Here is a 13203-nt window from a genome sequence, read left to right as displayed (position 1 = left end):
GAGAAAAATTAAACTTAAAACTCAAAAAAAAACCTCCAATGATTTGCATAGATCATTCGAGGTTTTTTTATCTGCTAATATCCACAATACTATTTCACTACTGCAATCTTATCAGGAGTTGCATCCTTATCCACCTTCAAAACACCATTGCTTTTGATCCGCCCACTATTCACCAGCAGGATTCCTGCAACGTGTGGAGCAGCCATTGAAGTACCGCTACGAGTCGAGTAAGAACCATTTGCTACAATGTCAGTGGAGTAAATTGAAGTGCCAGGGGCTGCATAATCCACAGGACCATTACCAAAGTTAGAACTACCTGCAATTTCTTCGGCTTGCGTCATGTTGGAGATGGTGAAAATGTTGGTGCCATTGGTGCTTGCTGGCCAAAAACCGCTTGCATTTGCATTGTTGTTGCCTGCTGCAATTGTGACATAGATTCCACGACTGCCCAAGAGTGTTTTGATGTAGAAATCTACCAACCATTCAAAACCTGCACCACTCAAACTCATATTGACCACATCTCCAGGAAAAGCAATACAAGCCGTATAAGCAAGACCCGCCAGAAGGGTAGAAGCTGTACCCGAACCGCTGCCGTCCAATACTTTCACTCCAATAATCGTTGCGCCAGCGGCTACTCCCTTCGTACCAAAATTGTTGTCTTTCGCTCCAATAATCCCTGCACAGTGTGTACCATGTCCGTGATTGTCTTTGAAACTCGGTTCACTGGCAATAAAAGAGGCACTCAAAGATTTGTCCACATTCAAATCGGGATGGTTTCCATAGATACCCGTATCCAATACAAAAGCATATCTTCCTTCGCCACTTGAAGATCCTCCACCGACATACTCCACACCCCAATCAGTCGTTTGGGTATTAAATTTCAAGGGTTTGAAATCCTTAAAAATTAGTACTCTGCGGTCCCATTCTATGTATTTTACTATTGGATTCGCCTGCAAAGCCTTCAATTGGCCAGCATTTAATTTGGCAGTAAAACCCACAAATCCACCTGCAATGATGTTTTTGACGGCTTCTGGCGAAATATCCATTTGCTTCAAAAATCCACCTACTTTACCTTCAACGGTTTTGCGGTAACTCTGCAAGGCTTCCGCACGTTGCTCTCGGGTTTTTAAGGTCTGAAAATTTTTGTGTTCGGTAAAAGGAGTTTGAAATTCATCAGAAAAGACAACGATGTATTGGTCTGCAATCACATTCTTGTCTTTTTCGCCTTTCATTTTTGAAGATTGAGCAAATGCGCCAAGGGTGATTAATGTCAAAACGATAAAAGCTGTTAGGTTTTTCATGTCTGCGTTGTTTAAAAAGGTTTTAAAAAGTTCAATAACGTTTTCGCCCTTTTTAGACGCATGACTTTGGCGTTTTGGAAAACTTGTGAAAATTGTGTGATTGGGAAAACTGTGTAAGAGGCTGTCTTGATTTTAGAGAAATGAACTAAAAAGGCATCAGTTAGTTATATATACTAATACATAGTTCATAAACTTAAAAACAATAAATATGTATAGTAGCAGTCTAACCGATGCCGAATGGGAAGTTATTGAAAAACTTTTAGATAACCAAAGAAAACGTAAATGGGACTTACGTACTCAAATACTTGATGGGATATTTTATGTATTGAAATCAGGTTGTCAATGGCGTATGTTGCCTAAAGAATTTGCACCTTGGAAAACTGTTTATGACTATTTTTACCGTTGGAAAAAACAAAAAATATGGGCAAAACTACATGAAGCCTTACGCCGATTAGTACGCCAAAAAGAAGGCAAATTCATCAGTCCAAGCTTAGGCATAGTGGATAGCCAAAGCGTAGCTACTGGTACGTTTATCGAAGAAACGAAAGGTTTTGATGGCAATAAGAAGATAAAAGGACGCAAGCGACACGTTATGGTAGATACTTTGGGGTTGATTATTGCCATAGCCATTACAGCTGCTAATGTTAGTGATAAAGAAGGATTTATCCTATTAGCTAAAGGGTAAAATCAAAATTTTGGCGATTGGTGAAAATATTAGCAGACGGAACTTATAGAGGAGACTGGGCGAAGAGATTCAAACATTGGGTCATAGAAATAGTTTTACGAAGCAGGCAACAAAAAGGATTTTCGGTGCAGCCTAAACGCTGGATAGTAGAGCGTACTTTTGGTTGGTTTGAGCATTATAGAAGATTAAGCAAAGATTATGAGTTTAATCCAGATACCAGCAAAACCATGATTCAACTGGCGATGATTCGGATCATGGTGGCAAGAGTCGTTTAATAATAATACGAATGGATTATTTAATTATATGACAAATCAAGACAGCCTCTAAGGGCAGATTTTTTTAGTAAAAAAGAAAAAATAAGTTTTACATTTGAAGTGGAGACTTTTGAAGTTTACTCTTTGAAGAAGTTTGATTTTCATTACAATCGAAAATCTTTAAAACAAAACTTCAAAAGTCGTACATTGAATATTTCAAGAGGAAAAAGTACAAAAGTTGTAATAAAAAATAATATATTGATTAAAATTAAGAACGAGGGTAAACTGATTCAAAAGTAGTCCTTAGAGACCGTATTAGACGTTAGCCCCTCGTTCTTTATATCCCATAAAAATCGGACAGTTCAGTAGGCATAAAGCCTGAGTCACGACGCAGATTTCATAGGATATATTTCATCATTATTAGTTTAACATTCAATTTATTACTTTATGAATTCTCTAATTATCGGTATAGATGTAAGTAACAAGACTTTAGACATTGCTTATCAAGAAGATAACCACTGGGTTGATTATCAAATCGAAAATACAATGAAATCCATAGAGGTATTCTTACAAGGTTTTGATGAACAACATATTACTTTTGTTTTAGAACCTACTGGCACTTACAGTGATAAGTTGCTTCATTCTTTAGACAAATCCAACTGCTCTATTAAATTGATTAATCCACAAAAAAGCAGTGCTTTTATGAAAGTCTTAGGCATTACTGCAAAAGATGATAAGCAAGCAGCAAGAGCTTTAGCAATAGCTGGAAAGACACTTGATTTGCCTGATTTTCAAATGCCTAATGAGGATATTCAAAAGAGAAAAAAATGCAAATGGCTCTTAATGCCTTTGAAAAGCAGGAACGACAGACTAAAAATCAAATTCATAGCCTTATGCAGTGTCTTTACACACCAGATGTTGTCTTAGAAGCTTTTCAAGACGTATTGAATACGATACAAGACAATATTCGAAAAATCAAACAAGAATTGGATGCCTTGACTGACATTGGTTTCGATAAATTCAAAGAACTTGCCTGTTCTGTTAAGGGTATTGGCGAAAAATCAGCCCAATTACTATACACATATACTAATGGCTTTGAATTATTTACAAATTCTAAACAATTGGTTAAGTTTGTACAACACCGTGCCTTTGACTCATCAATCGGGTTCTTCTGTGTATCGAAAAGGACGCATTTCAAAAGCTGGTCACTCAAATTAGGACAGTTCTTTTCAATGCTACAAGAGCAGCTATACGATTCAATAAAGAATGTAAAGAACTTTTCAATAGACTCCGATCAAAAGGAAAGCCATACAAGGTAGCTAAAGTTGCTGTTATCAACAAGCTGCTTAGGCAAACTTTTGCCGTCGTTAAATCAGGTGTCAAATTTCAAGATGATTATCACAATAAATTCAAAGAACATATTGAATAAAATAACCAATTTAAAAAATAATCCGATTTTTGCTTGCTTTTTAATACAGTTCGTCTAAATCAGGGAGTTATTTTTTCACCATTCTACCCTCACTTCACCCTCACTTCCTCCAATTTTACGCCTATTATTTCCTCCAATGAAATCTTAGCAAGTTCCACGTCACTCTCCCCACGCAATTTGTTTTCGAGGGCCGTATAATAAGTCGTAGAAGCCTGATTGTATTCCTCCAAAGAAGAACGGCTTTCTTTGAATTTTTTGGTGACAGCTAAGTAAGTAGCGTAAAAATCTTCAACCGCTTGTGTCCGCAACTTCAACATCTCTACGGCAGTCAAATAGTCTTCGTATCGTTTCAATGTTTCCGCACGAATTTGCAGTTTTCGCTGATTGACTCTGTGATGAGCAATGTCCAATTGCTGCTCAGCTTTCTTCGTTTCGCTTGAAGTTCTTAGCAAAGATCCAATGCTAACGCTTGCACTGAAGTTATATTTCGGAAAAAATAGATTGCCGCCCGGATCGGTTTCTTTTTGAAAATTTCCTTCATTCAAGTTAAAAGAAGCCTGTACATTGTCGGCCCAAGTCCATTTAGCCGCTTTTTTTTCGATTTCTGCAATGTTCACCTCATGCTCCAACACCTTGTTATCGGGGTTGTTGACCCAAGCCAACTGCACCAATGCTTCTTTGTAATCTCTGGTAATCTGATCGGTAGGGATCACAATTCTATCAAAATTAGTACGTTGGGCTTGAATATTTGAGAGTTGCAATAGACAAAATAAAAATAGTAGTTTTTTCATTATTAAGAGCTTAATTATCAATTGAATTATTTGATTCATTACATTGAAGTGTATTTGACGCTTGTTCTCAGGTGGGATTTTTTCATGCACTTTAGAAGGATGGTGTGTTCAATGACCATTTGTTTTTCATAAGTTATCTACTAAAAAACTCAATTATTATGCCATGCTCTATAAAGATGCTCATTGATCTGCAAAAATCCCTTTTATCCAAGCTTGACTACATCAAAAAATGCACTTATGAATTAGGAATGTTTTTTGCCCCTTTTTGAAGATAGAATAACCCGAACAAAAACTTTTAGGGTAATTATAATTAAGGCACGGTTTTTGTCTTTTAGCAATACAGGTTATTGCATTATTGTGACAAACTTCCAAAAGTATAAAACTTGTATCATAGCAATGAATCTGAGAGTTTTTTTATAGAAAAAAATTACTATTGCAGTAATAAGTAGAAATGTAAAATGCTTACTTTCAAAAGTATAGTTAGTCCCACCCAAATATACAAGAGCATTTAACATACTTATACATCTATCCATCATTTGATACACTTATTAAGTATTTTTTCTTTTTTAAAACAATGAGAATCAATGAAAATGAAAAATTGGTTTTTGTGTAAATGGTCAAGCATCAATAAATTTGTTTGTAATTGTCACAAAATTGTCATAAAATTGCAATAAAGCCATACGAAACCTTCAAAAAAAAGTTTCGCAAAATCAAAAAATCATAAATATTTCAAAAAAAAATAATCAACCACTGAACCACTTTACCCAATCGCATTACTTCAATACTAAAAAACCAACAGCCCAGATATGGATTTCTTATTTTTCATAAAGGTATTATTAAGACGCAAGTGGCTCATCATGTTTGTCACTGTGTTGGCAGTGGTAGCAGCTTATTTTATTGCGAGCAAACTACCAGAAAGCTTCAAATCGAAGGTGACGATTTCTACGGGTATTATCGAAAAGAAAAACATCTACACAGATAATGAAAACCCCTTTGTTCAAGAATTTCAAATCGAGCATAAATTCAGTAACCTAATTGAATTGATGACTTCTCGTTTGAGTCTGAATATGATATCATATAAATTGTTGTTGCACGACTATGGATTTCACCTTGATTCTACCGATAATACAGCAGCCTTTCGAGAATTGGGGGAAGAGGCAAAACTTGATTTTACGCCTACTGAAATACAAAATGCCGTAGAGTTGGCCTACAAAAAACTGTATCACCAAATTAATGTGGACTCTATTGACCATCAGACAGAAATTGATTTGAAGCAGATATTGAAGGAATTGAGGTACGATTATGAAACATTTTCAGAAGAAGTTTCTGTTGCTCGAATACCCAATACAGATTTTATCAAAATAGAGTACGAATCTGAGAATGCTGAGTTGTCTTCTTTTTTGGTTAACAACTATGCAGATATATTTTTGGGATATTATCAATCCTTGAAGGACAAAAAAGACCAACATTCGGTGCAGTTTTATGCAGAATTGGCGATACAGAAAAAAGCAGAATTGGACGAAAAAACAGCTGCATTGCGCCAATTCAAACAACAAAAAGGAGTCTTAGACTTACCTGAAGAGGCCAAATTGATAGTTAGTCAAATCAAAGAATTAGAGGTAAAGCGAGAGGAGATGAACCAAAAAATCCCTTCTTATCAAGGTGCAATCAACGTCTATAATAAGCACTTGAATGATAAAGGGTATGAGTATAATCGGCATCAATGGGTGAATAATGACATTAAAAACTTGCAAGACGAACTCAAAAGTTTGGAATTGAAGCGGGTAAACGACAATGGCAATTTATTGAAAACCCAGATAGAATTGGCTCGAAAAAGACTGCAAGAGCGTGTGGAAACCCAAACAACGGAAACAGGAGATGAACTGATTGTGAGTAATAAAGATCTCATTGCGAACAAAATAGAAGCGGAAACAGAACTCGAAATAGCCAAAGCAAGTGTGATGTCTATTGACACGGAATTGGGGCGATTACGCAACAAGGCATCTGGTTTTGCATCGAAAGAAGCGGATGTCAACTCTTTGGATAGAGAAATTACCGTAGCCAATGAAGAATATTTGGCGATTGTGGACAAGCTCAATTCGGCAAGATTGAAGTCTATCGGTACGGACAATCCCTTGGCGATTGTGGAAAGAGGATATACGCCTGACGAACCAGAACCTTCCAATAAATTGATTTTGGCAGCTTTTTCGGGCGTGATGAGTGGGTCATTGTGTATAGTGCTTATCTTTTTGTTGGCTTACATGGACTTGCGTATTTCTACCCCGCTTCAATTTGAGAAGTTCGCCAATGTGCCTTTGGTTGGCACATTGAATGAAATGAAAATCAAAAATTTGGACTTGGAAGCCATTTTTGGGAAGACAAGTAGGGATGAAAGCATCGAAATCTTCAAAGAGTCACTGCGTAAGATTCGCTATGAAGTAGAACATTCTGGCGCACAGACTTTTTTGGTGACAAGTACCAAAGAGGGTGAAGGAAAAACTTTCTTTATTATCTCTTTGGCTTATTCGTTGAGCCTGAATGGTAAAAAGGTGATGATTATTGATACCAACTTCAAAAACAATGTCTTGAGTGAAATGTGTATGCAGGCAGACCAGAAGAGTGTGATTGCGACAAAACTGATTGGTGACAACAACTTGGAGAAGGAATTTACTTCAACAGGTGTAAACTCTGCTTTCAGTCACAGCACAGTTGATATCATCGGCAATTTGGGAGGATACAATTCACCATCCGAGATTTTTGCAGGCAAAGATGTCCGAAAGTTCATTCAGGAATTGGCCAAAATATACGACTACATCTTTTTGGAGTCTGCAGCTTTGAACAAATACTCTGATGCTCAAGAGCTTTCAGGATATGTTGATAAGGTACTGACGGTTTTTTCTGCCGAAAGTGAAATCAAACAAATTGATAAAAATTCAATTGAGTATCTCCACAATTTGGGTGACAAATTCATGGGAGGTATTCTCAATAAATTGAATATCAAAAATCTAAATTAAATCTTTTCATTTTATGACTGCCGAGTGTATTCGGTAGATATACATACTAATTGTTATCAAGCCTTCAAAATTTTGATAATTTCTAATCCAATCCCTCCATACAATACAAATAGCCCAATCATTTCAATATTATTTTTGATAGTTTGGATGATAAAATTTTGATAAAGAATAGCTTAAGGCTTTTTAGAAAATCAGCTACCAAGCAATTTTTTCTTTATCGAGCAATACATCCTTTCCTTCAATTCTATTTGTCAGTCACATAATAAAACCACGAAAAAGGTGTCACAAGAAGCACAAGAACAACGTTCCTATTGGGTGAAATCGGGCTTGCTCACCATATTGCAGCGGCTATCGGTTTTGATGTTTGGGTTGGGAAGTTTATTCCTCATGCTCAGAGGTATGTCGAAAGAAGACTTCGGTATATGGGCTTTATTTTTGGCAGTTATTTCTTTTTTAGAAGTTGGTCGCAACGGACTTATCCAAAATGCTTTGGTTAGATTCATGGCAGCTTGCACTGAAGGAGAGGAAGAAGATTATGCCAAAATCAGCACTGCTTCTTTGTTTATCAATGTTGTACTCACATTGTTCAGCATGATACTTCTTGTTGTTTTCGCCAAACCCTTAAGTATACTTTGGAATGCGCCTATTTTGGCACAAATGTTTCCAATTTATGCCATTACAACTGCTTTGTTGTTACCGTTTTTCCACTTTAGTTGTGTGCAGCAAGCAAACTTTACATTTTCAGGACTTTTTTGGAGCAGTTTTGTCAAGCAAGGATTGTTCTTTTTCTACGTTTTAGTTACTTACTTTACAGGCATGGATTTGACGCTAATCAATCTGTGTTTGGTACAAATTGCGACAGCTATTTTAGGAGGATTGACCGCTTACTTATTTGTTCGTCCGTATCTTCAGTTTTCTAAAAAGATAGATTGGGAATGGGTGAAAACGCTGTTCAATTATGGCAAGTATGTCTTTGGTACCAATCTCAGTGCCATGCTCTACAAGAGTATTGACAAAGTAATGTTGGGTTTTGTTTCCCCCGCATTTGTAGCAGTATATGACTTGGCTATTCGCATCAATAATTTGGTAGAAGTGCCTACTTTTTCGATTGCGACTATTGTATTTCCCAAAGGTGCACAACGCATGAAAACCGAAGGAAAGCCTGCTATGAAAGAACTCTATGAAAAATCTGTTGGTACAATCCTTGCGCTGATTTTGCCGTGTGTATTGTTCATTCTAATTTTTCCCGAAGTCATCATCACCATTTTGGCGGGAGAAAAATATTTGGATGCAGTGGGTATTTTGCAGCTAACTGTCTTGTACGGTTTGTTCATTCCTTTTGCCAACCAATTCGGAACGGTTCTCGATGCAATGGGTAAACCCAAAATCAATTTTCGATTTGTTGTTCTTGGCGCATTTTTGAATGCCATCTTCAATTATGGGTTTATTTTTATCCTTCAATATGGTCTAATTGGCGCAGCTTATGGCACTTTATGTACTTATGGCATTATGTTTGTTTTAAATCAATGGGTACTACGCAAAGAATTGAATGTAAGTCTATTGAATGTGTTTTTTAGTATATTTCAAACTTATATAGTAGGCTTCAAAATGCTTCAAGAATTTTACATCAACCGCATTCAGAAAAAAAACAATTCTCATTTACCTACTTCAACCACTACCAACCAAAATAGAAAGATAAAAACCGCACTTCCCAATAGAGAAGTAACCGCATAATACATTCATAAAAACTCTGCCCAATAATATGACACAAGAACAGTTTGAAGACGGATTGGCGTATGCCGAAGACAACTTCATGAATGATTGTGCAAGCCACCTTTGGGTAGATAAAAAATTGATTAAAGAAAAGTTCAACTTAGACGGCAAACGGATATTGGACTTTGGATGTGGAATGGGAGGTATGACCTTATGGTATGCTACCAATTGGGATTGTAAGGCATATGGATTGGACATAGATCACCACCATATCCGCATTGCTCAACATTTGAAGTTGAAATACGAAGTTTACAATGCTGTTTTTGAGATTCGTAATATCCTAAAAACACCTTTTAGGGAAGACGAAAAGTTTGATTATATTTTTTTGCATGATGTAGCCGAACACATTCCGTTTTTGCAGTTGAAACAAATCTTGCGAAGATTGAGCGATGCACTTCTACCAGACGGAATCATTTTTGTGGCATATCCACCGTGGAAAAGTCCTTATGCTGCTCATCTTTTTCAGGATGTTCCGATTCCATGGAGTCAGTTTTTGCCTAAACGATTTTTATTTTCTTTAATCGAAAAGAACAATCGGATATTGGTAGGAGATGAAGAAAGCACCCTATTGGAGGCTTTCAAAGGATTAAACAAGCTGACTTACAAGAAATTGATACAACTAATTGAAGGTTTAGAACTGCAAGTTGTTTATAGAAAAAGCCATTGTGTGTTGAATAAATTACCTTTTCTCAAGCAATACAATATTAACTTTTTTCCCTTCGACTTTTTGGTAACGAAGGAGTTTTTGATGTTGAAAAACGAAGAATGAAATCCTCAAAAAAGAACCCAAGCTATGAATTATAACGATTGTGATGTATTTATTTTTAGCCTATCCCGATGGGATGATAAATACTCTTCTCCTGCTCTTTCGCTGGCTAAAGAGTTTGCAAAGAATCATCGGGTATTTTATATAAGCCATCCTTTTACGATTAAGGATTTTGTGAAAGATTACAACAAACTGGTTATCAGCCGACGTAGATCCGCATTGGCGTTTGGGAAAGATATATATGAAGAAATCGGAAGTTTTCCCAATTCCTTGACTGCTGTGACTCCAAAAATGACGATTCCGATTAATTGGATGCCAAAAAGTTTTGTATATGACGCACTGTTGGCAATTAACAACCGCATCGTTGTTTCGGCAATCAGAAAAACTATCAGAGATTTTAAGGTCAAAAAATTTATATACATCAACTCTTTTGATCCTTATTATGCGACCAAACTTCCCGCAGACATTCAGCCTTATGTGAGTGTCTATCAGAGTATTGATGACATGGAAGAGGCGGAATATATTGCAAGGCATGGTGCAAGATTGGAGCCAAAAGCTGTTGCAGATGCTGACATTTGTATTGCTACCTCAAGAGAATTGACCCGCATCAAATCGCAGTATTCTGAGCATACTTACTTATTACCCAATGCTGCCGATTTGTCTATCTTCAATAAAGCACGAATGATTCGATATCCTTTTCCGATGGAATTGAGGGGATTTGAAAAACGCAAAGTGATTGGTTATACAGGCAATATCAATGAGGTGCGGATTCACTACGATTTGTTGAGAAAAGTAGCATTGGCGCACAAAGACAAGGTATTGTTGATGGTCGGGCCTTTGAATAGCAATGATTACAAGGATTTTGGATTGGACAAAATTCCCAATATTGTTTTTACAGGAGGAAAAGACATTAGTGAGTTGCCTTATTATCTGCAACATATTGACTGTGCGTTGATTCCATTTTTGAAGAACAAACTTACCAAAAGTATTTATCCTTTGAAAATCAACGAATATTTGGCGGCTGGAAAAGCAGTTGTAGCTACTAATTTTTCGGAGGACATCCGTAGTTTTAGTGATGTCATTGAAGTAGCAGAATCTGATGAAGCTTTTATCAAATTGATTGACAAAGCCATTGAAGAAGATTCTCCTGAGAAAATTGCCGAGCGTGTGAGAGTTGCAGAATCCAATACTTGGGCTGCAAGAGTGGAGCAGTTTTGGGAGATTGTGAAGGCTTATAAAGAAGAACAAGCACCTGTTAGTGTGCATCAACCTATAAATGTGTAAGTTATGAAAATGCGAAAAGTAAACCATAAAGAAGTAAAACTATCCGAAAAAGACCAATATGTAGAAATGGCAGTAGTGGCATTTTGTTTTCTATTGATTTTCGGATTGTTTTTGAAGGTAGTGATTTTTTGAAAAAAATAATTAAAATTTCAAGTATAAGTGAAACTCTCAAAATAATTTAGACGAATTCGATATTAAATAATTCTAAACAGTGGGTTTTTGAATTTGTATTTTGAAGTTCCACTGATTTCCCCCAAATTAAAGAACATTGAAAAATGTCGTATTTATCGCCCAAAATTCGATTTTACAATCCTCTTAATAAAGTAAAGGATTGGTTTAGCAAGCAAGTATTTATCCAAAAATTAAATAACCCTATAGGTTATGTAGCTTTAGGGATGGCAGCCTTAGCGATTGCAGTAGTCATTCCTATGCTTGGTTTGAAGATAGGTATTCTATTGTTGGGAGCTATTTTTGCCGTTCCTGTGTTGTTGTTTTGCTTGTTTCGCCATCAGATTGGATTGATTATCATGATATCGGTTGCCTTTGTTGTGATTCCTATCAAGAAAGTCATGGATGTTCCTGTTGGTGTTTTGATGGATGGGTTGATGTTTTTGATGTTCTTTGGAATGATTATCAAACAAGTAATTGAGAGAGACTGGAGTTTCGCAAAAAACCCAATTAGTGCATGGATTTTGGTTTGGGTATTTCTCAACCTGATACAAGTTATCAATCCTTCTGCTGAATCCAAAATGGCGTGGCTTTATACGGTTCGGAGTATGGCGGGGCTGATTTTGTTGTACTTCATTGCATGTTATGCTTTCAGCAGTTTGGCATATATTAAGCTGGTTTTCAAGCTTATTATTGGTATTGCATTGTGTAACACCTTGTATGGATTTTACCAAGAATTTGTCGGGTTTCCTCAGTTTGAATTGGCCTGGTTGTATTCCGATCCAGAGCGTTTTCAGTTGATTTATCAGTGGGGACATTTACGGCTTTTTTCCACTTTTGCTGATCCTACTACTTTCGGGATTTATACAGTGTACATGGGGATGTTTTGTGGAATTATGGTATTGGCACCAATTACCCAAAACAAACGAATTGTATTGGGAGTATGTGCCGTATTGATGTTGTGGGTCACCGCTTATACAGGTACAAGAACGGCCTATGTGTTGATACCCGCAGGTTTGTTCTTTTTTACGTTTATGACCATGCGTAAAGAGGTTCTTATAGTTGCTTTCATAGGAATTATATTAGGAGCTGGATTGATGATGAAATCTACGGGCAATCCCATTATCTATCGGATTCAATCGGCTTTCAAGCCACAAGAAGATGCCTCGATGCAACTTCGATTGAAGAACCAAGCATTTATTCAGCCTTTCATTCACAAACATCCTATGGGGGCAGGTTTGGGGAGTACAGGCTTATGGGGACAGCGATTTACACCCGATTCTTTTTTAGCACATTTTGCCCATGATAGTGGTTTTGTGCGGGTTGCAATTGAGTTGGGATGGATAGGCTTGTTGCTGTACTGCATATTTTTATTTGTGGTCATGTATCAAGCAGTGTATTACTACTATCGGGTGAAAGACCCGACCATCAAAACAATGTATTTGGGCTTGTCGAACGTGCTGTTTCTACTCATTTTGGCAAATTACCCACAAGAGGCAATTGTGCAGTTACCTACCAGTATTGTTTTTTATATTGTATTGGCAGCAGTTGTACGATTAAAAGACTTTGATATAGAACCTGCAAAGGAACCTTACATCATCATCAATAAACCCAAAGCAGAAGATACAGTAGATGAAATAGAAAAAAATCAAGACCAACCGGATAAAAACCATCATACCGATAAAATAGAATTTGAAATCATAGAACCAGATTGATCCGCCAATCTTGAACCACTAAT

The 13203-nt window shown here is 36.7% G+C and carries 12 protein-coding genes; 10 read left to right on the top strand and 2 right to left on the bottom strand.

Going from position 1 to position 13203, the window contains the following annotated elements:
• Nucleotides 1-89: 89 nt before the first annotated feature.
• Nucleotides 90-1301: a S8 family serine peptidase gene (locus R3E32_14735; GenBank protein MEZ4885988.1), complete on the bottom strand. Its 1212-nt coding sequence runs from the start codon at nt 1299-1301 to the stop codon at nt 90-92.
• Between the two features lie 208 nt (nt 1302-1509).
• Between R3E32_14735 and R3E32_14730 the strand changes: the two genes are divergently transcribed.
• From R3E32_14730 to R3E32_14715, 4 genes are all read left to right on the top strand, one after another.
• The gene (locus tag R3E32_14730; protein MEZ4885987.1) at nt 1510-1986 is read left to right on the top strand and encodes an IS5 family transposase; all 477 of its coding nucleotides are present in this window, start codon (nt 1510-1512) and stop codon (nt 1984-1986) included.
• A gap of 20 nt (nt 1987-2006) precedes the next feature.
• Nucleotides 2007-2261, top strand: coding sequence for a transposase (locus tag R3E32_14725; GenBank protein ID MEZ4885986.1), 255 nt, complete (start codon nt 2007-2009; stop codon nt 2259-2261).
• A 426-nt stretch (nt 2262-2687) separates the two neighbouring features.
• The gene (locus R3E32_14720; protein ID MEZ4885985.1) at nt 2688-3167 is read left to right on the top strand and encodes a transposase; all 480 of its coding nucleotides are present in this window, start codon (nt 2688-2690) and stop codon (nt 3165-3167) included.
• Nucleotides 3134-3559 (top strand): hypothetical protein, encoded by a 426-nt coding sequence (locus R3E32_14715; GenBank protein ID MEZ4885984.1) that lies wholly within the window; start codon nt 3134-3136, stop codon nt 3557-3559. The genes R3E32_14720 and R3E32_14715 overlap by 34 nt, the downstream gene beginning before the upstream one ends.
• A 199-nt stretch (nt 3560-3758) precedes the next feature.
• On the opposite strand, the gene R3E32_14710 is transcribed toward R3E32_14715, so the two are convergent.
• Nucleotides 3759-4460, bottom strand: a complete 702-nt coding sequence (locus tag R3E32_14710) for a TolC family protein (GenBank protein MEZ4885983.1) — start codon at nt 4458-4460, stop codon at nt 3759-3761.
• Nucleotides 4461-5266: 806 nt separating this feature from the next.
• On the opposite strand from R3E32_14710, the gene R3E32_14705 reads away from it, so the two are divergent.
• From R3E32_14705 to R3E32_14680, 6 genes are all read left to right on the top strand, one after another.
• Entirely contained in the window at nt 5267-7474 is a 2208-nt protein-coding gene (locus tag R3E32_14705) for a Wzz/FepE/Etk N-terminal domain-containing protein (protein MEZ4885982.1), read from the top strand.
• A gap of 279 nt (nt 7475-7753) precedes the next feature.
• Nucleotides 7754-9208 carry a flippase gene (locus R3E32_14700; GenBank protein ID MEZ4885981.1) on the top strand — a complete coding sequence of 485 codons (1455 nt, stop codon included), beginning with the start codon at nt 7754-7756 and terminating at the stop codon, nt 9206-9208.
• A gap of 28 nt (nt 9209-9236) precedes the next feature.
• Nucleotides 9237-10016 carry a class I SAM-dependent methyltransferase gene (locus R3E32_14695; GenBank protein ID MEZ4885980.1) on the top strand — a complete coding sequence of 260 codons (780 nt, stop codon included), beginning with the start codon at nt 9237-9239 and terminating at the stop codon, nt 10014-10016.
• A gap of 24 nt (nt 10017-10040) precedes the next feature.
• On the top strand, nt 10041-11297 hold the full coding sequence (locus R3E32_14690; protein MEZ4885979.1) for a glycosyltransferase: 1257 nt from the start codon (nt 10041-10043) through the stop codon (nt 11295-11297).
• Nucleotides 11298-11306: 9 nt separating this feature from the next.
• Nucleotides 11307-11429 (top strand): hypothetical protein, encoded by a 123-nt coding sequence (locus tag R3E32_14685; protein MEZ4885978.1) that lies wholly within the window; start codon nt 11307-11309, stop codon nt 11427-11429.
• 143 nt (nt 11430-11572) lie between these two features.
• Nucleotides 11573-13180 carry an O-antigen ligase family protein gene (locus tag R3E32_14680; protein ID MEZ4885977.1) on the top strand — a complete coding sequence of 536 codons (1608 nt, stop codon included), beginning with the start codon at nt 11573-11575 and terminating at the stop codon, nt 13178-13180.
• The last annotated feature ends 23 nt before the right edge of the window (nt 13181-13203 follow it).

It is taken from the genome of Chitinophagales bacterium (genome assembly GCA_041392475.1).
Lineage (GTDB): Bacteria > Bacteroidota > Bacteroidia > Chitinophagales > UBA2359 > JAUHXA01.
This window is presented reverse-complemented; position numbering and strand designations above follow the sequence as displayed.

Excerpts from the sequence above, each read along its gene's own strand:
- R3E32_14735 (MEZ4885988.1), bottom strand. The coding sequence starts at position 1,301 with ATGAAAAACCTAACAGCTTTTATCGTTTTGACATTAATCACCCTTGGC.
- R3E32_14730 (MEZ4885987.1), top strand. The coding sequence starts at position 1,510 with ATGTATAGTAGCAGTCTAACCGATGCCGAATGGGAAGTTATTGAAAAA.
- R3E32_14720 (MEZ4885985.1), top strand. The coding sequence starts at position 2,688 with ATGAATTCTCTAATTATCGGTATAGATGTAAGTAACAAGACTTTAGAC.
- R3E32_14715 (MEZ4885984.1), top strand. The coding sequence starts at position 3,134 with ATGCAGTGTCTTTACACACCAGATGTTGTCTTAGAAGCTTTTCAAGAC.
- R3E32_14710 (MEZ4885983.1), bottom strand. The coding sequence starts at position 4,460 with ATGAAAAAACTACTATTTTTATTTTGTCTATTGCAACTCTCAAATATT.
- R3E32_14705 (MEZ4885982.1), top strand. The coding sequence starts at position 5,267 with ATGGATTTCTTATTTTTCATAAAGGTATTATTAAGACGCAAGTGGCTC.
- R3E32_14695 (MEZ4885980.1), top strand. The coding sequence starts at position 9,237 with ATGACACAAGAACAGTTTGAAGACGGATTGGCGTATGCCGAAGACAAC.
- R3E32_14690 (MEZ4885979.1), top strand. The coding sequence starts at position 10,041 with ATGAATTATAACGATTGTGATGTATTTATTTTTAGCCTATCCCGATGG.
- R3E32_14685 (MEZ4885978.1), top strand. The coding sequence starts at position 11,307 with ATGCGAAAAGTAAACCATAAAGAAGTAAAACTATCCGAAAAAGACCAA.
- R3E32_14680 (MEZ4885977.1), top strand. The coding sequence starts at position 11,573 with ATGTCGTATTTATCGCCCAAAATTCGATTTTACAATCCTCTTAATAAA.